We start from the raw sequence: 19,705 nt of genomic DNA on the forward strand, positions 1-19,705 counted from the left end.
GTGCTGTCCCAGGTGCGGTGATCGGGAGCGGAACGTGCGGTTCGGTCCGGCAATGTCGCTTTCGCCCCCGGATGTTGATCAAGCGTATTGCGGCATTTGTCGCCCGGTTCGTGAGGAAACTCACAGGAAGATCATTGAGTTACCCACAACATCACGGGGAATGGCGCGCATAGCCTGTCGCTTTACACAGTTGCCCACAATGACAAGGCGGCCGGCGGAGAAGTCCCCGGCCCGTCCTCTTCCCGAAGACAGACGCGAGGCGTGAAGCAGTTGAAGACCACGATGATGTTCCGCAACATAGCCAACCCGCGGCGCACCACCCTGGCCCACCTCAAGGACGCCGACGAGCTCGGCACCACGGCGCCCGAGGCACCCGAGCACACCCTCGACCTGCCCGCCCAGACCGCCAACCCCCGGCGCACGATCCTGATGGACGCCCCCGAGCGCGAAGCCGCCGAAGAGGACGTCCCCGCGTAAAGCCGTAAGGTCCGGGCCGCGCCCCCGCGATAGCCTGGAGTGTCAACTCCGGCCAATGATCAATGAGGGGCAGCGGCAACCCGTGCGCATCGCCAGATTCTCCATCGACGGCAACGTCGGCTTCGGCGTCGTCGAAGGCGACGAACTCGACGTCATCAAGGGTCATCCCTTCGCGGAATTCGAGCGCTCGGGCCAGAAGGTCCCCCTCGACAAGGTCCGCCTGCTGCCGCCGGTGCTGCCCAACAAGGTCGTGGCGATCGGACGGAACTACGCCGCACACGCCGCCGAGCTGGGCAACGACGTCCCCGACGCGCCGGTCACCTTCTTCAAGCCCTCCACCTCCGTGGTCGGCCCCGGCGACCCCATCGCGTACCCCTCCTTCTCCCAGGAGGTGCACCACGAAGCGGAACTCGCCGTCGTCATCGGCCGGATGTGCCGTGAGGTGCCCCGCGAGCGCGTCAAGGACGTCATCCTCGGCTACACCTGCGCCAACGACGTCACCGCGCGCGATGTCCAGCGGCGCGAGCAGCAGTGGGCGCGGGCCAAGGGCTTCGACAGCTCCTGCCCGCTCGGCCCCTGGATCGAGACCGAGCTGGACCCGGGCGACCTGACCATCCAGTGCACGGTCAACGGCGAACAGCGCCAGCTCGGCCGCACCAGCGAGATGGTCCGCCCGATCGAGGACCTCATCGTCCACATCACCGAGGCGATGACGCTCCTCCCCGGCGACGTCGTCCTCACGGGCACCCCGGCCGGAGTAGGCCCGCTCAACGTCGGCGACGAGGTCGCCGTCACCATCGAAGGCATCGGCACTCTCACCAACAAGGTGATCAAGCGTGGCTAACGCGACCCCCGGCACCCCCGTCCGCGTACGTTTCTGTCCCTCCCCGACCGGCAATCCCCACGTGGGCCTGGTCCGCACCGCCCTGTTCAACTGGGCTTTCGCCCGGCACCACCAGGGCACCCTGGTCTTCCGCATCGAAGACACCGACGCGGCCCGCGACTCCGAGGAGTCCTACCAGCAGCTTCTGGACTCCATGCGCTGGCTGGGCTTCGACTGGGACGAGGGCCCCGAGGTCGGCGGCCCGCACGCCCCCTACCGCCAGTCGCAGCGGATGGACCTCTACAAGGACGTCGCCGAAAAGCTCCTCGCCGCCGGCCACGCGTACCACTGCTACTGCACCACCGAGGAGCTCGACGCCCGCCGCGACGCCGCCCGCAAGGCCGGCAAGCCCTCCGGCTACGACGGCCAGTGCCGGGTGCTGACCCCCGAGCAGGCCGAGGCGTACAAGGCCGAGGGCCGCCCCGCCATCGTCCGCTTCCGCATGCCCGACGAGCCGATCACCTTCACCGACCTGGTGCGCGGCGAGCTGACCTTCACCCCGGAGAACGTCCCGGACTTCGGCATCGTCCGGGCCAACGGCGCGCCCCTCTACACGCTCGTCAACCCCGTCGACGACGCCCTGATGGAGATCACCCACGTCCTGCGCGGCGAGGACCTGCTCTCCTCCACCCCGCGCCAGGTCGCCCTCTACCGGGCGCTCGCCGAGATCGGCGTCGGCAACGGCACCGTCCCGGCCTTCGGCCACCTTCCGTACGTCATGGGCGAGGGCAACAAGAAGCTCTCCAAGCGCGACCCGCAGGCGTCCCTCAACCTCTACCGCAGGCGCGGCTTCCTGCCCGAGGGCCTGCTCAACTACCTCGCGCTGCTCGGCTGGTCCTTCTCCGCCGACCAGGACATCTTCTCGATGTCCGACCTGATCGAGAAGTTCGAGATCGCGGACGTCAACGCCAACCCGGCCCGCTTCGACCTCAAGAAGGCCGAGGCGATCAACGCCGACCACATCCGGCGGCTGGACTCGAAGTCCTTCATCGCCGCCTGCGAGCCCTGGCTCAAGGCCCCGTTCGCCAACTGGGCCCCCGAGCAGTTCGACGAGGCCGCGTGGCAGGCCATCGCCCCGCACGCGCAGACCCGCCTCACCGTCCTGTCGGACATCACCGCCAACGTCGACTTCCTCTTCCGCGACGAGCCCGTCGAGGACGAGGCGTCCTGGGCGAAGGCGATGAAGGGCGACCCGGCGGCCCTGCTGACCACGGCCCGCGCCAAGCTCGCCGACGCCGACTGGTCGAGCCCGGAGTCCCTCAAGGAGGCCGTCCTGGCCGCCGGCGAGGAGCACGGCCTCAAGCTCGGCAAGGCCCAGGCCCCCGTCCGCGTCGCCGTCACCGGCCGCACGGTCGGCCTGCCGCTCTTCGAGTCCCTGGAAATCCTCGGCAAGGACCGCACCCTGAAGCGCATCGACGCGGCCCTGGCGAAGCTCGCCGGCTGATCCCGTCGGAGTGCCCCGGGCCCGGAAGTCGCGACGGCTTCCGGGCCCTTGGTGCATTCAGGCCGGACAGGAACTCGAATCGCGGTCACAATGGCCGCACAGGCACAAGGAGGGTTGATCATGACCGCGCTCGCTGACCGGCCGCACATGCTGCTGACCGAATTCGAGGAGGTGGCTCGCTTCGTCACCCGCACGACTGAGGGCCTGCGCCTGGAGTTCATCAACGGAAGGCTGGGGGCCAAGGCAGTGCCGGACGGGGACCACGACGAGATCGTCATGTGGCTTCAGCACGTGTGTATGCAGCACCGGCCCGAGCTCGGTCTCTACGCCGAGAGGGGCCTCAAGATCCAGGCATACCGCGAGGGGCGTGCTCGCCCCGACGCGACGCTCGCGCGGCGCGGCTCTTTCGCGGGACAGGGCGAGTGGGCCGACCCCGAGCCCGTCCTGATGGCCGTCGAGGTCACCTCGTACGACCGCGACACCGACCGCCGTGACCGCCAGGAGAAGCCCCGAGCCTACGCGGAGACCGGAATCCCGGTGTATCTGCTGGTCGACCGCGACAGTTGCGAGGTCACCGTCTTCTCCGAGCCCGACGGTGACCGCTACGACAAGGCCGTCACGGTCACGTTCGGCAAGCAGGCCGAGCTTCCGGACCCGGTCGGCATCACCCTGGACACCGAGCCCCTGAAGGACTGGGTGAGCTGAAGTCCCATGCCGCCGCGCGCCGTCCTGTGGGACATCGACGACACCCTCTTCGACTACACCGGCTCCGACCGCACCGGCGCGCTGCGCCACTTCGAGGCCGAGGGGCTGCTCGCCTCGTACGGCGGCGCGGAGGCGGCCCTGGAGCGATGGCGGCTGGCCATGGAGAGCGAATTCGCCCACTTCCTCGCCGGTGAGGTGGGGTTCCTCGACCACCGCCGGGGACGCGCCCGGACGTTTTTGGGCGCCGCGCTCTCCGACGACGACGCGGACGCCTGGTTCGGCCGCTACATCGCGCACTACGAAGCGGCCTGGACCCTCTTCCCGGACGCCGGCCCCGCGCTCCGGACGCTGGCCCCGCTGGTCCGCCAGGCCGTCCTGTCGAACTCCTCCACCGCCAACCAGGAGCGCAAGCTGGCCGCCCTGGGGATCCGCGCCCACTTCGAGGCGGTCCTGTGCGCCGACGCGCTGGGACACGCCAAGCCGGCCACCGAGGCGTTCCTCGCCGCCTGCGACGCGCTGGCGCTGCCGCCCGGCGAGATCGTCTACGTCGGCGACAAGCTCGACATCGACGCGCTCGGCGCCCGGGACGCGGGCCTGACCGCCGTATGGCTGGACCGGACGGGCGCCGGCGAGGCCCTGCCGCCCGGCGTCCGGAGGATCACCGGCCTGGCGGAACTGCCCGGCCTTCTGCGCGGGCTTATCGGTTTTGGTGCCCCGTCCCCCATCAGGTAATGTTCTTCCTGCGCCGCCCGAGAGGGCCGAGAGGTCCGGCCGGGAGACGCGAACCAAACAAAACCCCCCACCGGGGGTTGTGTTTTGGTGGGCTATGGTGTAATTGGCAGCACGACGGTTTCTGGTTCCGTTAGTCTAGGTTCGAGTCCTGGTAGCCCAGCAAGAGATCTTCGCCGGCGGTTTCGGCGGTCGGACGTTCTGAAGGTTTCTTGATCGCAGTACCAGGCCCCCGTTGTGTAGCGGCCTAGCACGCCGCCCTCTCAAGGCGGTAGCGCCGGTTCGAATCCGGTCGGGGGTACAGATCCTTTCTGTCCGTCACCTCCGGGTCGCTCCCGGACGTGACGCTGAAGAAAACACGCGGCTCCCGTCGTGTGGAAGGATCGCTAGGGCCCCCGTTGTGTAGCGGCCTAGCACGCCGCCCTCTCAAGGCGGTAGCGCCGGTTCGAATCCGGTCGGGGGTACTGGTCTAAACCACCATGGGCTATGGTGTAATTGGCAGCACGACGGTTTCTGGTTCCGTTAGTCTAGGTTCGAGTCCTGGTAGCCCAGCGCAGAGTGTCCTGGTGGCACGGCTCAACTGCAAGAAAACAGGCCCCCGTTGTGTAGCGGCCTAGCACGCCGCCCTCTCAAGGCGGTAGCGCCGGTTCGAATCCGGTCGGGGGTACAAGTCAAAGACAAAGGCTCCTGCTTCGGCAGGGGCCTTTGTCGTGCGCGCGGCGGGCTTCCGGGCCCCTCTCACAGGCCGTAGCGGCGGGTGGCGAGCTCCTCCTGGGCCAGCCGGCGCAGGCTGAGCAGTACCGGCTCGTGCAGCACCGCGGCGGCGACCGCCGTCTCGACCTGTTCGGTCTCCTCCGGAAGCGCTTCGAGGGTGTCCAGGTCGTGCGCGGCCACCTCCTCCATCTTCCGCGCGTACGGCGCGAGTTCGGCGACGTCCGCGCGGTATCCGAGCTGGTCCAGCGTCGCCATCGTCGTGACCAGGGTGCGGAAGGCGGGGGAGAGGGCGCCGATCTCCCGCGCGTGGTGCCAGCCCAGCTCCGTCAGCAGGCGCTCGGCCCGCTCCCGCGCCTCGGCGGTCGCCGGGGCCTCGGGGTCGGCCTCCGGCGGCTGCGGGAGCGCCCAGAGCGCCGCGCCGAGCCGGATGGTGCGGCTCAGGCTCTCGTCGTCGACGGCCGCCAGCACCTCGCGTACGGCCGCCACCGGGACCTTGCCCACCTGGGTCAGGGCGCGCACGAGCCGCAGCCGGCGCAGATGGGACTCGTCGTACTCGGCCTGCGTGGCGGTGACCCGGCGTCCCTGCGGCAGGAGGTGTTCGCGCAGGTAGTACTTGATCGTGGCCGTGGACAGGCCGCTGCGCTCGCTGAGTTCGGACAGTCGCATCCCTTGTGCCTCCTGGAGGAGAGTGCCACTATCCCAGGGCGGGATAGTTCAAGTATCCAACGACCCGGGAGCCGTCATGCGCAGCAGGATCCACCCCGGCCGCACCACGGCGGCCGCGTCCGGTGACGTCGTGGTCTTCCTCATCGGAATGCGGATCAACCACTTCTGGGCGGTGCGCCGTTGGCTGCCCGTCTTCCTCGCGATGCCCCGCATGCTCAGGGAGTTGACCCGCGATCCGGACGCGGGGCTGCTGGCCCACCAACTGCTGGCCGGGTCGCCCAGGACCTACTACGTCGTGCAGTACTGGGAGTCCAAGGAGAAGCTGCTGGCGTACGCCGCGGCACCGGACCGACTGCACCGGCCCGCCTGGGCGGCGGTCAACCGCTACGCCCGGGCCAGTAAGGGGCATGTGGGGATCTGGCACGAGACCTATGTCGTGCCGGCCGGCTCGTACGAGTCGATCTACGGCGACATGCCGGCCCAGGGCCTGGGCGAGGCCCACGGCGTCGTTCCGCTCGGCGCGGGCGTCCAGGCGGCCGACCGGCTGGCGGTATGAGGCCGTAGGCGGCCCCGTCCGCCCGTCCGGACCTGAGGACCGGACGGGCGGGAGCCGCGGGCGGACGGGGGGGGGGGCCGCCCGCTCAGCCGCTGCGGCGCAGGCCCTCGGAGAGGCGGGCCGCCGCGTCGATGACCGCCTGGGCGTGCATGCGGCCCGGGTGGCGGGTCAGCCGCTCGATCGGTCCGGAGACCGAGACGGAGGCCACCACGCGGTTGGAGGGGCCGCGTACGGGCGCGGAGACGGACGCCACGCCCGGCTCGCGCTCGCCGACCGACTGGGCCCAGCCGCGGCGGCGTACGCCGGACAGGGCGGTGGCCGTGAAGCGCGCGCCCTGGAGCCCGCGGTGCAGCCGCTCCGGCTCCTCCCAGGCCATCAGGATCTGCGCGGCCGAGCCCGCCTTCATGGGGAGCGTGGAGCCGACCGGCACGGTGTCCCGCAATCCGGACAGCCGCTCCGCCGCGGCCACACAGATCCGCATGTCGCCCTGCCGGCGATAGAGCTGGGCGCTTTCGCCCGTCACATCGCGCAGATGCGTGAGCACCGGTCCGGCCGTGGCCAGGAGGCGGTCCTCGCCGGCCGCCGCCGCGAGCTCGGAGAGCCGCGGGCCCAGGATGAACCGGCCCTGCATGTCCCTCGCCACCATCCGGTGGTGTTCCAGAGCCACGGCCAGCCGGTGGGCCGTGGGTCGTGCGAGCCCTGTCGCCGCGACCAGCCCGGCGAGGGTGGCCGGACCGGACTCCAGAGCGCTCAGTACCAGAGCCGCCTTGTCGAGAACGCCGACGCCGCTAGAGTTGTCCATGCAACGATACTCGCGTCTCACACTGTGAAACGCAAGTTCAATTTTCCAGGGAAGTCGTCAATCTTTAGGTGTGGCCCTCGACCAGGGCCCGGCGCAGGGTCCGGCACGGGGATCGCGGGCACCGCGCGCACAGTCGAGTTAGGCCGGCACAGCGGCCGGCCGGAGGGAAAGCGATGGGACGGACACTCGCGGAGAAGGTCTGGGACGACCATGTCGTCCGGCGCGCGGAAGGCGAGCCCGACCTCCTCTTCATCGATCTGCACCTGCTGCACGAGGTCACCAGCCCGCAGGCGTTCGACGGCCTGCGCAAGGCCGGCCGCCGGGTGCGCCGCACGGACCTGACCATCGCCACCGAGGACCACAACACCCCCACCCTCGACATCGACAAGCCGATCGCCGACCCGGTCTCGCGCACCCAGCTCGAGACGCTGCGCAAGAACTGCGCGGAGTTCGGCGTCCGGCTGCACCCGCTCGGCGACGTCGAGCAGGGCGTCGTCCACGTCGTGGGGCCGCAGTTGGGTCTGACCCAGCCCGGCACCACCGTGGTCTGCGGTGACAGCCACACCTCCACCCACGGCGCGTTCGGCGCGCTGGCGTTCGGCATCGGCACCAGCCAGGTCGAGCACGTCCTGGCCACCCAGACGCTGCCCCTGGCCCCCTTCAAGACCATGGCGATCACCGTCGACGGCGAGCTGCCCGAGGACGTCACGGCCAAGGACCTGATCCTGGCGATCATCGCCAAGATCGGCACCGGCGGCGGTCAGGGCTACGTCCTGGAATACCGCGGCTCCGCCATCGAGAAGCTGTCGATGGAAGCCCGGATGACCATCTGCAACATGTCGATCGAGGCGGGCGCCCGGGCCGGCATGATCGCCCCCGACAAGACCACCTTCGACTACCTCCAGGGACGCGACCACGCCCCCACGGGCGAGGACTGGGACGCGGCCGTCGCGTACTGGCAGACGCTGCGCACCGACGACGACGCGGTCTTCGACGCCGAGGTCGTCATCGACGCCTCCTCGCTGGCGCCGTTCGTTACCTGGGGCACCAACCCCGGCCAGGGCGCACCGCTTTCGGCGCGCGTCCCCGACCCGGCTTCGTACGAAGACGCCTCGGAGCGCTACGCCGCCGAAAAGGCCCTGGAATACATGGGGTTGACGGCGGGTCAGGCGCTGCGCGACATCAAGGTGGACACCGTCTTCGTAGGTTCGTGCACCAACGGCCGCATCGAGGACCTGCGTGCCGCGGCCGCGATCCTGGAAGGCCGTTCGGTCGCCGAGGGCATGCGGATGCTGGTCGTGCCCGGCTCGGTGCGGGTCTCCCTCCAGGCCGTCGCCGAGGGCCTGGACAAGGTCTTCACCGCGGCGGGGGCCGAATGGCGGCACGCGGGTTGCTCGATGTGCCTGGGTATGAACCCCGACCAGCTCGCTCCCGGTGAGCGCGCCGCGTCCACCTCCAACCGCAACTTCGAGGGCCGGCAGGGCAAGGGCGGGCGTACGCACCTGGTCTCGCCGCAGGTCGCCGCCGCGACAGCGGTTCTCGGCCATCTGGCCTCACCGGCCGACCTGTCCGACGCCGACGTCGCTACGCCCGCGGGAGTCTGAGAACCATGGAAGCTTTCACCACCCACACCGGCCGGGCCGTCCCGCTGCGCCGCAGCAACGTCGACACCGACCAGATCATCCCGGCGCACTGGCTGAAGAAGGTCACCCGCGACGGCTTCGAGGACGGGCTGTTCGAGGCCTGGCGCAAGGACCCCGAGTTCGTCCTCAACCAGGAGCGGTACAACGGCGCCACGGTGCTGGTCGCCGGCCCCGATTTCGGTACCGGATCCTCGCGTGAGCACGCCGTCTGGGCGCTGCAGAACTACGGCTTCAAGGCCGTCATCTCCTCCCGCTTCGCGGACATCTTCCGGGGCAACTCCCTCAAGAACGGCCTGCTGACGGTGGTCCTGCCGCAGGAGACCGTCGACGCCCTCCAGCGGCTGGCCGAGAGCGACCCGACCGCCGAGGTGACCGTCGACCTCGTGGCCCGGCAGGTGCGCGCCGAGGGCATCACCGCCGGCTTCGAGCTGGACGAAAACGCCCGTTGGCGCCTGCTGGAAGGGCTGGACGACATCAGCCTCACTCTGCGGGAGGAGTCGGCCATTGTGACCTACGAGGCGAACAGGCCGTCGTTCAAACCGCGTACGGTAGAGGTCTGACCTCGGGTTTTTGGCTCAAAGCCTTATTGCGTACGATGCGCCCCCTGTGCAGTTGGCAGGGGGCGCATCGGCTTGTCGGGGCGGCTGTTGAGGCCCCGTGAAGCGACAACTCGCCGCAGATGGCACAATTAGCGCATGGAACGCGACGGCCAACTCGAGCTCTACGGTTTCGTCGCCGACCGGCTCAAGGTCGCACACGCAAGAGTGCGGACACTGCAAGTCCCGGAGGGCGTACGGATGGCGCTGACCCGGAAGCTGCTCGTCATCACGGCCGCGGCTAAACACGATCTTGCGGACGCGGCAAGGCGTCTGGAGTGGTTCATGGATGACCTCGACGAAGGTCGTTATCCCGAAGATGTGCGCCCCGGCGGAAGTCCGTGAAGGTCGAGTCCGTTGCGGCACAAGGGTGATTAGCCCGTTTCGTGTTTGATTTGCGGTATATATCTGCCTAACGTGCGAAAAAGCTTGGACACTTTCGTTCCAGCAATGTCTCCGAAGGGGAAGACGTGAACAAGGCGCAGCTCGTAGAAGCCATTGCCGACAAGCTCGGCGGCCGTCAGAACGCCGCCGACGCGGTTGACGCGGTACTGGACGCAATCGTCCGTGCAGTTGTCACCGGCGACCGCGTTTCGGTCACCGGATTCGGCTCGTTCGAAAAGGTCGACCGCCCCGCCCGCTACGCCCGCAACCCGCAGACGGGTGAGCGGGTCCGGGTCAAGAAGACCTCGGTGCCGCGTTTCCGTGCCGGTCAGGGCTTCAAGGACCTGGTGAGCGGATCGAAGAAGCTCCCCAAGCACGATGTGGCCGTCAAGAAGGCCCCCAAGGGCAGCCTCTCGGGCGGAGTTGCCGGCCCCACGGTCAAGAAGGCCGCCGCCAAGAAGGCCACCGCCAAGAAGGCCGCCGCGAAGAAGGCGGCGCCGGCGAAGAAGACCACCACCGCGAAGAAGACGACGGCGAAGAAGGCCCCCGCCACGAAGGCCACGGCGAAGAAGGCCCCCGCCACCAAGGCCGCCGCCAAGAAGGCGACCCCGGCCAAGAAGGCCACCACCACCGCGAAGAAGACCACGGCGAAGACCGCCCCCGCCAAGAAGACGACGGCCAAGAAGGCCCCCGCCAAGAAGGCGACGGCGCGCAAGACCACTGCCAAGAAGACCACCGCCCGCAAGCGGTAATGCGGCAGCGGCGACGCCACGCGTCGGGCCGGTCTCCCTCCGGGGAGCCCGGCCCGCGGTGCGTTCCGGGCGCAATCAGCCCACCCAGCAGGGCACAATCACCCCGCCCACCAGGGCGGACGGCACCGCCCGCGGCCGCCTCCTCTAGGCTTTGGCCCATGCAGGCCACCGCGTACACCTACGACGCCCAGACCCGCTCCGGCAGCGTGCTGCTGGACGACGGCACCCCGCTGCCCTTCGACGCGGCGGCTTTCGACGCGGGCGGCCTGCGCCTGCTGCGGCCCGGTCAGCGGGTACGCATCGAGGTCGCGGGCGAAGGCGACGGCCGCCGCGTCACCCTCCTCACGCTTCAGACGTTCTGAGGCCGGGCGGGAGCACCTCTCCCGCCACTAGCGCCCCACCAGCCTCAGCAGCCCCTCCACTCACCAGCAGAAGCGCCTGCCGGGCGGTGTGCGGGCCGACGCCGAGCTCCAGCGCGGCGCGCAGATCCTCGCCGGTGTCCACGTCCCGCCGCACCGACGGCACCCGGTCGCCGGCGATCTCCCGCGCCCCCGACGCGAGGTGACGTGCCCGGGATGGCCCTCCGAATGCCGGTTCCAATTCCACTCCGGAACTCGCGGTCAGAAGTGTTGTCCCGATATCCGCGGCATCCGCGAGAAATGCCCGGGGAAATAGCGCCGCGGAATGGAGCACCAGTTCCAGCTCGGCCGGACGCAACGCCGGAAGGTCGGCGTTCAGCGCGGCGACGGCCGCACCGGGGCGCCGCGCCCGCACCACCCGCGCGCCATGGGCCAGCGCGGCGTCGAGCCCGCCCGCCGGAGTGTCGGGGACGACGCGCGCCCCCAGCGCCGCCAACCGCTCGCCGGCCAGGCGATCATCCGTGACAACCGCCACATCCCTGACATCCGCGCAGGCCAGCGCCGCGGCCACGGTGTCCAGGGCGAACGCGAGCGCCAGCCGGGGCCGGAACTCCTCCCCGGTGGCGCGGGAGAGCCTGCTCTTGGCCCGCACCAGCGGTTTCAGCGGTACCACCAGGCTCCAGCCCACATCCGCTCCGTCTCTTCGCATCGGCGCCATTCTCGCCCGCTGCCGCCGCCGCGGGGCAGTCGCGGGGTTACGGTGTCCTCGACATAGCGGGTACCTGGGGCGACACTTGTGCGGCTGCCGGCTCGCAGCAGCTCAGCAGTTCCCACAAGGAGGGTGTCCGAGTGTCCCGCCGCAGAATCGGCTTCTGGTACCGCTTGGCCGCGGTCATCTGCAAACCGCCGCTCTTGGTTCTGTTCAAGCGGGACTGGCAGGGAATGGAGCACATTCCGGCCGACGGCGGATTTATCACCGCGGTCAACCACAACTCGTATCTCGATCCGCTCTCCTATGCGCACTATCAGTACAACACCGGACGGGTCCCGCGATTCCTCGCCAAGGCCGGACTCTTCAAGAGCGGCTTTGTCGGCCTGATGATGCGCGGCACCGGCCAGATCCCCGTCTACCGGGAAACCACCGACGCCGCCACCGCGTTCCGCGCCGCCGTCGCCGCGATCGACAAGGGCGAATGCGTCGCCTTCTACCCCGAAGGCACCCTCACCCGCGACCCCGACATGTGGCCCATGCAGGGCAAGACCGGTGCCGCGCGGGTGGCGTTGCTGACCAAGGCCCCCGTCATCCCCGTCGCGCAGTGGGGCGCGAACGAGGCGATGCCGCCCTACGCCAAGGAGAACAAGCTCCAGCTCTTCCCGCGCAAGACACTGCGCGTGAAGGCCGGACCGCCGGTCGACCTGAGCGCCTTCTACGGCAAGGAGCCGACCGCCGAGGTGCTGCGCGCGGTGACCGACACCATCATGGCCGCCGTCACCGCACAGCTCGCCGAGGTCCGCGGCGAGCCCGCACCGGCCGAGGCGTACGACCACCGCAAGGCCATCGCCCGCGAGCGCCGCGCCGCCCGGGAGGCCGCCCGCGCCGCCACCGCGGCCGCCGAGGCCACCGCCGGAGCCGCCACCGAGCCGGCCACCGGCACCGGAACGGCCACCGGCACCCGGCCCGCCCGAAGCACCCAGCAGGCACAGGAGGATGAAGGCAAGTGACGCGCTGCGCCGTCTACGGCACGGGGTCCTGGGGCACCGCATTCGCGATGGTCCTCGGCGACGCGGGATGCGAGGTGACCCTGTGGGGCCGCCGCCCCGCCCTCGCCGACGCCATCAACAACGGCCGCACCAACCCCGACTACCTGCCGGGGGTCGAGCTCCCCGCCTCCGTACGGGCCACCACCGACCCGGAGGAAGCGGCGCGCGGCGCGGAGTTCACCGTCCTCGCCATCCCCTCGCAGACCCTGCGCGACAACCTCGCCGCCTGGGCGCCCCTGCTGCCCGCCGACACGGTCCTGGTCTCCCTGATGAAGGGCATCGAACTGGGCACCGCCAAGCGCATGAGCGAGGTAATCGAGGAGGTCGCCAAGGCCCCCGCGGAGCGCGTCGCGGTCCTGACCGGCCCCAACCTCGCCAAGGAGATCGCCGCCCGGCAGCCCGCCGCCGCGGTCGTCGCCTGCGCCGACGAAGCGGTCGCCCGCCGCCTCCAGGCCGCCTGCCACACCCCGTACTTCCGGCCGTACACCAACACCGACGTGGTGGGCTGCGAACTGGGCGGCGCCGTCAAGAACGTCATCGCGCTCGCCGTCGGCATCGCCACCGGCATGGGCCTGGGCGACAACGCCAAGGCGTCCCTGATCACCCGCGGACTCGCCGAAACCACCCGTCTCGGCCTGGCCATGGGCGCCGACGCGCACACCTTCGCGGGCCTGGCCGGCATGGGCGACCTCGTCGCCACCTGCTCCTCGCCCCTGTCGCGCAACAACACCTTCGGCACCAACCTCGGCCGCGGCATGACCCTCCAGGAGACCATCGCGGTCACCAAGCAGACCGCCGAGGGCGTCAAGTCCTGCGAGTCGGTGCTGGATCTGGCCCGCCGCCACGGCGTCGACATGCCGCTGACCGAGACGGTCGTCGACATCGTCCACGAGGGCAAGCCGCCGATGCTGGCCCTGAAGGACCTGATGGCGCGCAGCGCCAAGCCCGAGCGGCACTGAGCGCCCGGTCCGTTGCCCGCGGCACCCAAGTGTGGCCGACGCGGCGCTCCCAACGGCCGCCGGGGCACTGACTCCGGGCCGGTCAGCAGGTACCCTCAACGCGATATGAGCAGCGAGACCTCCTCCCACAAGCCCCGCGTCGCCGTCGTGTTCGGCGGGCGCAGCTCCGAGCACGCCATCTCCGTGGTCACCGCCGGAGCCGTGCTGGCCGCCATCGACCGCGAGAAGTACGACGTGCTGCCCATCGGCATCACGACCGACGGACGGTGGGCACTGACCGCCGACGACCCCGGGCGGATGGCCATCGCGGACCGCCGGCTGCCCTGCGTCGAAGACCTGGCGGAGTCCACCGAGGGCGGCGTCGTCCTCCCCGTCGACCCCACCAACCGCGAGGTCGTCTACAGCGAGCCCGGCTCGGTGCCCAAGGCGCTGGGCGAGGTCGACGTCGTCTTCCCCGTGCTGCACGGCCCCTACGGCGAGGACGGCACCCTCCAGGGCCTGCTGGAGCTGTCCGGAGTGCCCTACGTCGGCTCGGGCGTGCTCGCCTCCGCCGTCGGCCAGGACAAGGACTACATGAAGCGGGTGTTCACCTCCTTCGGGCTGCCGGTCGGCCCGTACGAGGTCATCCGCCCCCGCGAGTGGGAGGCCGGCCCGGAGGGGGCCAAGGGCGCCGCCGCCCGCAAGAAGATCGTCGACTTCGCCGCCGAACACGGCTGGCCGCTCTTCGTCAAGCCCGCCCGCGCCGGCTCCTCCATGGGCATCACCAAGGTCGACGACCTCTCCGGCCTGGACGAGGCCATCGAGGAGGCCCGCCGGCACGACCCCAAGATCCTGGTGGAGTCGCTGCTGCGCGGCCGCGAGATCGAGTGCGGCGTGCTGGAGTTCGAGGACGGCCCGCGCGCCAGCGTCCCGGCCGAGATCCCGCCGGTCACCGCGCACGACTTCTACGACTTCGAGGCGAAGTACATCGACTCCGCCGCCGGGATCGTGCCGGCGCCGCTGACCGCCGAGCAGACCGCGAAGGTCCGGGAACTGGCCGTCGCGGCCTTCGACGCGGCCTCCTGCGAGGGCCTGGTCCGCGCGGACTTCTTCCTCCAGGACAACGGCGAGTTCGTGATCAACGAGATCAACACCCTGCCCGGCTTCACGCCCATCTCGATGTACCCGCGGATGTGGCAGGAAAGCGGCGTGAACTACCCGGAGCTGATCGACCGGCTCATCCAGGCGGCGCTGCGCCGCCCGACGGGCCTGCGCTAGGGCCCGGGTCCGCACGCGGTCGGCATCCGAAAGCGGTGCCGGCCGCGCCTAGACCCCCGCCGGAATCGTCTTCTTCACGGCGTCCGCCAGGTCGGTGAGCACATCGACCTCGGGGGCGTAATCGGCCGGAACGGTCACCTCGACGTAGGTCTTCCGCAGGACCGTCGTGAAACGGTAGCCGTCCTCCTGCTTCTCGAAGAGCCACCGGACGCCGTTGACTTCCGCGGCTTCCGTGTGGGGGTTGTAATGTTCACTCCCGTACGTCAGCACGTCGGGCTTCGGCACACCGCACCGCAATCGCACGGCAGGATCGCCCCAGATGGCAGTGAAGTCGGAGACAGGCTCGGCGGTACCCCGCTCCAGCCCGTCCACCGTCCGCGGCAACTCCTTGTGCAGAGCGCGGCAGAACCGCGCCGCCCGCCCCTCGGGAGCGGGCACCGCGACGTCCGGCGAAGAACAGCTCACCGCGCCGAACAGCACGGTGAGCGCGGCCAGGGCCAGGTGCCGGCGGTGAACGGAGATCATCACGCGGCCGAGCATACGGGGAGCTAGATATGGACCACCGGGCAGGTAAGGGTGCGGGTGATCCCGTCCACCTGCTGCACCTTGGCGACCACCATGCGACCCAGTTCGTCGACGGTGTCCGCCTGTGCGCGCACGATGACGTCATAGGGACCGGTGACGTCCTCGGCCTGCAGCACACCGTGGATCTGCGAGATCACTTCCGCTACCGCGGATGCCTTGCCGACCTCGGTCTGGATCAGGATGTACGCCTGTACCACGGGACCTCCACGGCGGCTACGAGGATCATGTGGGAAGAAGGGACGCCACGGTACCGCGTCACCGCGCGGAGCGGGGAGACCCGCGCGGTGAACACGGCAAGTGCGGCGCAGTCGTCAGCCAAGTACGGACCGTCCGTACGCAGGGGAAGGGCAACAGCATGAAGGGCACCGTGGGCGAGTTGGGGGAATTCGGGCTGATCAGGGAACTGACCTCCCGGCTCACCACCACCCCGGCCGTACGGATCGGGCCGGGCGACGACGCCGCGGTGGTCACCGCGCCCGACCGGAGGGTCGTCGCCAGCACCGACATCCTCCTCGAAGGCCGGCACTTCCGACGCGACTGGTCCACCGCCTATGACGTCGGCCGCAAGGCCGCCGCGCAGAACCTCGCCGACATCGCGGCGATGGGCGCGGTCCCCACCGCCATCCTCCTCGGCCTGGTCGTCCCCGCGGAACTCCCCGCCACCTGGGCGACCGAGCTGATGGACGGACTGCGCGACGAGTGCCAGGTGGCCGGCGCCGCGGTGGTCGGCGGCGACGTCGTGCGCGGCGACACCATCACCGTCGCCATCACCGCACTCGGCGACCTGCGCAACCAGGAGCCGGTCACCCGCTCCGGCGCCCAGCCCGGCGACGTCGTCGCGGTGACCGGCTGGCTGGGCTGGTCCGCCGCCGGCCACGCCGTCCTCTCCCGCGGCTTCCGCTCGCCGCGCGCCTTCGTGGAGGCGCACCGCCGCCCCGAACCGCCCTACCACGCGGGCCCGGCGGCCGCCGGACTCGGCGCCACCGCCATGACGGACGTCAGCGACGGACTGGTCGCCGACCTCGGCCACATCGCCGACGCCAGCAAGGTCCGGATCGACCTGCGGTCCGCCGCGATCGACATCCCCTCGCAGATGTCCGACATCGGCACGGCCGTCGGCGTGGACCCGATGCAGTGGGTGCTCAACGGCGGCGAGGACCACGCGATCGTGGCCACCTTCCCGCCCGACGTGAAGCTGCCCGCCCGGTGGAAGGTCATCGGCGAGGTGCTCAACCCCTCGGCGCTGCCCCAGGTGACGGTGGACGGCGCCCCGTGGGCGAAGGCCGGCTGGGACCACTTCGGGGACAACGGCGACGCCGAGTAGATTCGGCCCATGCGCACACCTCCACGCGTCCTGACCGTCGCCGGCTCCGACTCCGGCGGTGGCGCGGGCATCCAGGCCGATCTCAAGACGATGCTGGCGCTGGGCACCCACGGCATGAGCGTCCTGACCGCCGTCACCGCGCAGAACTCGCTCGGTGTGCAAGGAGCGTGGGAGCTGCCGGCCGAAGCGGTCCGGGCCCAGTTCCGCAGCGTCGTGGACGACATCGGCGTCCAGGCGGTGAAGACCGGGATGCTCGCCTCGGCCGAACTGGTCGAAACCGTCGCGGAACTGCTCGCCGCGCTGCGCGTACCGGTCGTCGTGGACCCCGTCGGCGTCTCCAAGCACGGCGACGCGCTGCTCGCCGACACCGCCCTGGACGCCGTCCGCACCAAGCTGCTGCCGACGGCGACGGTCGCCACGCCCAACCTGGACGAGGTCGTCCAGCTCACCGGCGTACGCGTCACCGAAGAGGCCGATATGCGGCGGGCGGCCGCCGCGATCCTGGAATTCGGGCCGCGCTGGGCGCTCATCAAGGGCGGCCACCTCCCGGCCGCCGCGAGCGCCGACGGCGACAGCGCCGTCGACCTGCTCACCGACGGCACCGAGGAACACTGGCTGCGCGCCCCGCGCCACGACAACCGGCACACGCACGGCACCGGCTGCACCCTGGCCAGCGCCCTCGCCGCCCGGCTCGCCCAGGGCGACACCGTCCCGCTCGCGGCGGCCGCCGCCAAGGACTACGTCACCGGCGCCCTCGCGGCCGGTTTCCGGCTGGGCGCGGGCATCGGCCCCGTCGACCACGGCTGGCGCTGGCGCGGCCGGGACTGACCGGGCGGGCAGGCGGCTGACAGGGGGGCGGCTGACCGGGAAGGCGCGGCTGCCCCGGGAATGGCGAAAGCCGGCCCACCTCGCGGTGGACCGGCTTTCCAAGCAACCGGCTGGGCTGCGCTACGGCTAAGACGTCAGCGCGAGACCTTGCCGGCCTTGATGCACGAGGTGCAGGCGTTCAGCCGCTTCGGCGTGCGCCCGATCACTGCACGCACCGTCTGGATGTTGGGGTTCCAACGACGGTTGGTACGGCGATGCGAGTGCGAGACACTCTTGCCGAAGCCCGGCCCCTTGCCACAGACGTCGCAGTTGGCAGCCACGGGTCACTCCAAAGACTTCAGATGCACTTACGGTGAAATCCCGACGAGCCGAGTGCATTGACCGACCGGCTTGCCAGGAGAGGAATGGCCCGATTTCCATCGGGCAACCGGAGCAGCATACAACGACCGCTCCCGTAGAACGAAACTACCACGGGCCCCGGCCCCCGCCCCGGCCGCACCGTCCGGCCGCGGCTACTGTGCGGTGCATCCCGTGACCCAGGAGGACGACGTGCCGTACCCGCTCGACGCCGCCGCGGTACGCGCCTGGTGCGGGCTGGCCCTGGACGCCCTCGGCCGCGACCGCGAGCGGATCGACGCGATCAACGTCTACCCCGTGGCCGACGGCGACACCGGCACCAACCTCTACCTCACGCTGGAATCCGCCGCCCGCGCGGTCGAGGCCGCCTTCGACGGACACGCCTCCACCGGCACCGCCCCGCGCCTCGCCGACGCCATCGGCGCCATGGCGCACGGCGCCCTGATCGGGGCCCGCGGCAACTCCGGCACCATCCTCGCCCAGCTCCTGCGCGGCATGACCGAAGTCCTCGCGTCCCCGGAGGCGCCGGGCGACCAGGACAGCGGCAGCTCACCCGAAGCCCTGCGCAAAGCGCTGCGCAGAGCCGCCGCCTCCACCTACGAGGCCGTCGCGCACCCCGTGGAGGGCACCGTCCTGACCGTGGCGACCGCCGCCGCCGACGCCGCCGAACACGCCGGCGGCGACACCGCGGCGATCGCCCGCGCCGCCCACGAAGGGGCCCGCACCGCCCTCAAGGCCACCCCCGGCCAGCTCGCCGTCCTCGGCCGGGCCGGGGTCGTGGACGCCGGCGGCTGCGGACTGGTCGCGGTGCTGGGCGCCCTCGCCGACGCCCTGTCGGGGGAGGCGGCCGCGCCACCCGTCGCCGTACGCGCCGACGCCCCGCTCCCCGAAGCGGCCGGCTGCGACGTCACCGGCCCCGGCGAGGACGACAGCGGCCGGCCGGCCGGCGAGGGCCCCGCCTTCGAGGTGATCTACCTCCTCGAAGCCGGCGACGCCGCAGTCGCACGCCTGCGGACCCGGCTCGACGCACTCGGCGACTCCCTCGTCGTGGTCGGCGGGGACGGCCTGTGGAACGTCCACGTCCACGTCGACGACGCCGGGGCCGCCGTGGAGGCGGGCATCGAGGCCGGCCGGCCCTACCGCCTCCGCATCACCCACTTCGGTGGCGCCGGCCGGGCCAAGGAGCCCGTCCTCGCGGCGCGGGCCGTCGTCGCGGTCGTGCCGGGCGAGGGACTGGCCGGACTGTGCGCCGAGGCGGGCGCGACCGCGGTGTCCGTACGCCCCGGGGAGCCGCCCGCCAGCGGCGAACTCGTCCAGGCCATCCGGCAGGCCCGCGCCCGCGAGGTGATGCTGCTGCCCAACGACCCCGCGCTGCGGCACACCGCCGCCGCCGCGGCCGAAGAGGCCCGCGCCGAGGGCGTACGCGTCGCCCTCATCCCCACCCGCTCCGCCGTCCAGGGCATCGCGGCGCTCGCCGTCCACGAACCGGGCCGCAGCTTCGACGAGGACGTGGTCGCCATGACCTCGGCCGCCGGCGCCACCCGCTACGCCGAGCTGGCCGTCGCGGAACGGCAGTCCTGGACGATGGCCGGGGTCTGCCAGGCCGGCGACGTCCTCGGCATGATCGACGGCGATGTCGCGGTGATCGGCGCCGAGCTGCTCCCGACCGCGATCACGGTCCTGGACCGGATGCTCTCCGCAGGCGGGGAGATGGTCACCCTCGTGCTCGGCGCGGACGTGCCCGAGGCGCTCGGCGAGCGGCTGGAGCGCCATGTGCGCGAGCGGCATCTCGCCGTGGACACCGTGGTCTACGAAGGCGGGCAGCACGCGGCGCCGCTGCTCATCGGCGTCGAATAGGCCCGGCGCCCGCACCCCGGCGCGCACCGGCGCCGCTGGTGGCCCGTTGTCAGAGCCGTGGTGTGCA

The 19,705-nt window shown here is 71.0% G+C and carries 23 protein-coding genes and 5 tRNA genes; 22 read left to right on the plus strand and 6 right to left on the minus strand.

The features are described 5' to 3' along the window. The first annotated feature begins 270 nt into the window (after window positions 1-270). From ACZ45Z_RS14115 to ACZ45Z_RS14160, 10 genes are all read left to right on the plus strand, one after another. Window positions 271-477, plus strand: coding sequence for a hypothetical protein (locus ACZ45Z_RS14115; RefSeq protein WP_468361644.1), 207 nt, complete (start codon window positions 271-273; stop codon window positions 475-477). Between the two features lie 82 nt (window positions 478-559). Then, a complete protein-coding gene (locus ACZ45Z_RS14120) occupies window positions 560-1,321 on the plus strand; it encodes a fumarylacetoacetate hydrolase family protein (protein WP_468361355.1) in 762 nt (253 codons plus the stop codon). Further along, window positions 1,314-2,804 (plus strand): glutamate--tRNA ligase, encoded by a 1,491-nt coding sequence (gltX, locus tag ACZ45Z_RS14125; RefSeq protein WP_468361358.1) that lies wholly within the window; start codon window positions 1,314-1,316, stop codon window positions 2,802-2,804. Before ACZ45Z_RS14120 ends, gltX begins: the two co-directional genes overlap by 8 nt. Before the next feature lie 120 nt (window positions 2,805-2,924). Further along, on the plus strand, window positions 2,925-3,509 hold the full coding sequence (locus ACZ45Z_RS14130; protein WP_468361361.1) for a Uma2 family endonuclease: 585 nt from the start codon (window positions 2,925-2,927) through the stop codon (window positions 3,507-3,509). A gap of 6 nt (window positions 3,510-3,515) precedes the next feature. Further along, window positions 3,516-4,241, plus strand: coding sequence for an HAD family hydrolase (locus ACZ45Z_RS14135; protein ID WP_468361365.1), 726 nt, complete (start codon window positions 3,516-3,518; stop codon window positions 4,239-4,241). An 88-nt stretch (window positions 4,242-4,329) separates the two neighbouring features. Then, window positions 4,330-4,401: transfer RNA gene (locus ACZ45Z_RS14140), tRNA-Gln, on the plus strand. Between the two features lie 65 nt (window positions 4,402-4,466). Further along, window positions 4,467-4,539, plus strand: a tRNA-Glu gene (locus ACZ45Z_RS14145). A 90-nt stretch (window positions 4,540-4,629) separates the two neighbouring features. Further along, window positions 4,630-4,702 (plus strand) — tRNA-Glu (locus ACZ45Z_RS14150). Between the two features lie 16 nt (window positions 4,703-4,718). Beyond that, window positions 4,719-4,790, plus strand: a tRNA-Gln gene (locus tag ACZ45Z_RS14155). A gap of 42 nt (window positions 4,791-4,832) precedes the next feature. Next, window positions 4,833-4,905: transfer RNA gene (locus ACZ45Z_RS14160), tRNA-Glu, on the plus strand. A 71-nt stretch (window positions 4,906-4,976) separates the two neighbouring features. On the opposite strand, the gene ACZ45Z_RS14165 is transcribed toward ACZ45Z_RS14160, so the two are convergent. Then, the gene (locus ACZ45Z_RS14165; protein WP_468361368.1) at window positions 4,977-5,618 is read right to left on the minus strand and encodes a MerR family transcriptional regulator; all 642 of its coding nucleotides are present in this window, start codon (window positions 5,616-5,618) and stop codon (window positions 4,977-4,979) included. Window positions 5,619-5,694: 76 nt separating this feature from the next. Here ACZ45Z_RS14165 and ACZ45Z_RS14170 point away from each other — a divergent pair, with 76 nt between their 5' ends. After that, on the plus strand, window positions 5,695-6,174 hold the full coding sequence (locus tag ACZ45Z_RS14170) for a DUF4188 domain-containing protein (protein ID WP_468361371.1): 480 nt from the start codon (window positions 5,695-5,697) through the stop codon (window positions 6,172-6,174). An 85-nt stretch (window positions 6,175-6,259) separates the two neighbouring features. On the opposite strand, the gene ndgR is transcribed toward ACZ45Z_RS14170, so the two are convergent. Next, window positions 6,260-6,976 (minus strand): IclR family transcriptional regulator NdgR, encoded by a 717-nt coding sequence (gene ndgR, locus ACZ45Z_RS14175; RefSeq protein ID WP_468361374.1) that lies wholly within the window; start codon window positions 6,974-6,976, stop codon window positions 6,260-6,262. A 173-nt stretch (window positions 6,977-7,149) separates the two neighbouring features. On the opposite strand from ndgR, the gene leuC reads away from it, so the two are divergent. The 5 genes from leuC (at window position 7,150) to ACZ45Z_RS14200 (ending at window position 10,713) form a co-directional block, all read left to right on the plus strand. Continuing rightward, window positions 7,150-8,580, plus strand: coding sequence for a 3-isopropylmalate dehydratase large subunit (gene leuC, locus ACZ45Z_RS14180; protein WP_468361377.1), 1,431 nt, complete (start codon window positions 7,150-7,152; stop codon window positions 8,578-8,580). Window positions 8,581-8,585: 5 nt separating this feature from the next. After that, entirely contained in the window at window positions 8,586-9,179 is a 594-nt protein-coding gene (leuD, locus tag ACZ45Z_RS14185) for a 3-isopropylmalate dehydratase small subunit (protein ID WP_468361381.1), read from the plus strand. Between the two features lie 135 nt (window positions 9,180-9,314). Beyond that, complete coding sequence (locus tag ACZ45Z_RS14190) at window positions 9,315-9,560, plus strand: SCO5555 family protein (protein WP_468361384.1); 246 nt, start codon at window positions 9,315-9,317, stop codon at window positions 9,558-9,560. A 125-nt stretch (window positions 9,561-9,685) separates the two neighbouring features. Then, window positions 9,686-10,351: an HU family DNA-binding protein gene (locus ACZ45Z_RS14195; protein WP_468361387.1), complete on the plus strand. Its 666-nt coding sequence runs from the start codon at window positions 9,686-9,688 to the stop codon at window positions 10,349-10,351. Window positions 10,352-10,509: 158 nt separating this feature from the next. Beyond that, window positions 10,510-10,713 carry a hypothetical protein gene (locus ACZ45Z_RS14200; protein ID WP_468361390.1) on the plus strand — a complete coding sequence of 68 codons (204 nt, stop codon included), beginning with the start codon at window positions 10,510-10,512 and terminating at the stop codon, window positions 10,711-10,713. Here the strand turns inward: ACZ45Z_RS14200 and cofC are convergent. Next, on the minus strand, window positions 10,694-11,428 hold the full coding sequence (cofC, locus tag ACZ45Z_RS14205) for a 2-phospho-L-lactate guanylyltransferase (protein ID WP_468361392.1): 735 nt from the start codon (window positions 11,426-11,428) through the stop codon (window positions 10,694-10,696). The two genes, ACZ45Z_RS14200 and cofC, sit on opposite strands and share 20 nt — an antisense overlap. 131 nt (window positions 11,429-11,559) lie before the next feature. On the opposite strand from cofC, the gene ACZ45Z_RS14210 reads away from it, so the two are divergent. The 3 genes from ACZ45Z_RS14210 to ACZ45Z_RS14220 all read left to right on the plus strand — a co-directional run bounded on the left by ACZ45Z_RS14210 (window position 11,560) and on the right by ACZ45Z_RS14220 (window position 14,687). Continuing rightward, the gene (locus ACZ45Z_RS14210; RefSeq protein WP_468361395.1) at window positions 11,560-12,432 is read left to right on the plus strand and encodes a lysophospholipid acyltransferase family protein; all 873 of its coding nucleotides are present in this window, start codon (window positions 11,560-11,562) and stop codon (window positions 12,430-12,432) included. Next, a complete protein-coding gene (locus ACZ45Z_RS14215) occupies window positions 12,429-13,430 on the plus strand; it encodes an NAD(P)H-dependent glycerol-3-phosphate dehydrogenase (protein WP_468361398.1) in 1,002 nt (333 codons plus the stop codon). The genes ACZ45Z_RS14210 and ACZ45Z_RS14215 overlap by 4 nt, the downstream gene beginning before the upstream one ends. A gap of 105 nt (window positions 13,431-13,535) precedes the next feature. Continuing rightward, window positions 13,536-14,687 carry a D-alanine--D-alanine ligase family protein gene (locus tag ACZ45Z_RS14220; protein ID WP_468361401.1) on the plus strand — a complete coding sequence of 384 codons (1,152 nt, stop codon included), beginning with the start codon at window positions 13,536-13,538 and terminating at the stop codon, window positions 14,685-14,687. A gap of 48 nt (window positions 14,688-14,735) precedes the next feature. Here ACZ45Z_RS14220 and ACZ45Z_RS14225 read toward each other — a convergent pair whose 3' ends face one another. Together ACZ45Z_RS14225 and ACZ45Z_RS14230 are read right to left on the minus strand one after the other, a co-directional pair. After that, a complete protein-coding gene (locus ACZ45Z_RS14225) occupies window positions 14,736-15,212 on the minus strand; it encodes a DUF3515 domain-containing protein (RefSeq protein WP_468361647.1) in 477 nt (158 codons plus the stop codon). A gap of 23 nt (window positions 15,213-15,235) precedes the next feature. Continuing rightward, window positions 15,236-15,469, minus strand: a complete 234-nt coding sequence (locus tag ACZ45Z_RS14230) for an Lrp/AsnC ligand binding domain-containing protein (protein WP_468361404.1) — start codon at window positions 15,467-15,469, stop codon at window positions 15,236-15,238. Between the two features lie 158 nt (window positions 15,470-15,627). Here ACZ45Z_RS14230 and ACZ45Z_RS14235 point away from each other — a divergent pair, with 158 nt between their 5' ends. After that, window positions 15,628-16,596 carry a thiamine-phosphate kinase gene (locus tag ACZ45Z_RS14235; protein ID WP_468361407.1) on the plus strand — a complete coding sequence of 323 codons (969 nt, stop codon included), beginning with the start codon at window positions 15,628-15,630 and terminating at the stop codon, window positions 16,594-16,596. A gap of 9 nt (window positions 16,597-16,605) precedes the next feature. Next, window positions 16,606-17,424 (plus strand): bifunctional hydroxymethylpyrimidine kinase/phosphomethylpyrimidine kinase, encoded by an 819-nt coding sequence (thiD, locus tag ACZ45Z_RS14240; protein WP_468361409.1) that lies wholly within the window; start codon window positions 16,606-16,608, stop codon window positions 17,422-17,424. Window positions 17,425-17,558: 134 nt separating this feature from the next. On the opposite strand, the gene rpmB is transcribed toward thiD, so the two are convergent. Continuing rightward, window positions 17,559-17,744 (minus strand): 50S ribosomal protein L28, encoded by a 186-nt coding sequence (gene rpmB / locus ACZ45Z_RS14245; RefSeq protein WP_018087178.1) that lies wholly within the window; start codon window positions 17,742-17,744, stop codon window positions 17,559-17,561. 229 nt (window positions 17,745-17,973) lie between these two features. Between rpmB and ACZ45Z_RS14250 the strand changes: the two genes are divergently transcribed. Further along, window positions 17,974-19,638 (plus strand): DAK2 domain-containing protein, encoded by a 1,665-nt coding sequence (locus tag ACZ45Z_RS14250; protein ID WP_468361649.1) that lies wholly within the window; start codon window positions 17,974-17,976, stop codon window positions 19,636-19,638. The last annotated feature ends 67 nt before the right edge of the window (window positions 19,639-19,705 follow it).

It is taken from the genome of Streptomyces sp. NPDC031210, from assembly GCF_055570395.1.

Excerpts from the sequence above, each read along its gene's own strand:
- ACZ45Z_RS14130 (WP_468361361.1), top strand. The coding sequence starts at position 2,925 with ATGACCGCGCTCGCTGACCGGCCGCACATGCTGCTGACCGAATTCGAG.
- ACZ45Z_RS14135 (WP_468361365.1), top strand. The coding sequence starts at position 3,516 with ATGCCGCCGCGCGCCGTCCTGTGGGACATCGACGACACCCTCTTCGAC.
- ACZ45Z_RS14165 (WP_468361368.1), bottom strand. The coding sequence starts at position 5,618 with ATGCGACTGTCCGAACTCAGCGAGCGCAGCGGCCTGTCCACGGCCACG.
- ACZ45Z_RS14170 (WP_468361371.1), top strand. The coding sequence starts at position 5,695 with ATGCGCAGCAGGATCCACCCCGGCCGCACCACGGCGGCCGCGTCCGGT.
- ndgR (WP_468361374.1), bottom strand. The coding sequence starts at position 6,976 with ATGGACAACTCTAGCGGCGTCGGCGTTCTCGACAAGGCGGCTCTGGTA.
- leuC (WP_468361377.1), top strand. The coding sequence starts at position 7,150 with ATGGGACGGACACTCGCGGAGAAGGTCTGGGACGACCATGTCGTCCGG.
- leuD (WP_468361381.1), top strand. The coding sequence starts at position 8,586 with ATGGAAGCTTTCACCACCCACACCGGCCGGGCCGTCCCGCTGCGCCGC.
- ACZ45Z_RS14190 (WP_468361384.1), top strand. The coding sequence starts at position 9,315 with ATGGAACGCGACGGCCAACTCGAGCTCTACGGTTTCGTCGCCGACCGG.
- ACZ45Z_RS14200 (WP_468361390.1), top strand. The coding sequence starts at position 10,510 with ATGCAGGCCACCGCGTACACCTACGACGCCCAGACCCGCTCCGGCAGC.
- cofC (WP_468361392.1), bottom strand. The coding sequence starts at position 11,428 with ATGGCGCCGATGCGAAGAGACGGAGCGGATGTGGGCTGGAGCCTGGTG.
- ACZ45Z_RS14220 (WP_468361401.1), top strand. The coding sequence starts at position 13,536 with ATGAGCAGCGAGACCTCCTCCCACAAGCCCCGCGTCGCCGTCGTGTTC.
- ACZ45Z_RS14225 (WP_468361647.1), bottom strand. The coding sequence starts at position 15,212 with ATGATCTCCGTTCACCGCCGGCACCTGGCCCTGGCCGCGCTCACCGTG.
- ACZ45Z_RS14235 (WP_468361407.1), top strand. The coding sequence starts at position 15,628 with ATGAAGGGCACCGTGGGCGAGTTGGGGGAATTCGGGCTGATCAGGGAA.
- thiD (WP_468361409.1), top strand. The coding sequence starts at position 16,606 with ATGCGCACACCTCCACGCGTCCTGACCGTCGCCGGCTCCGACTCCGGC.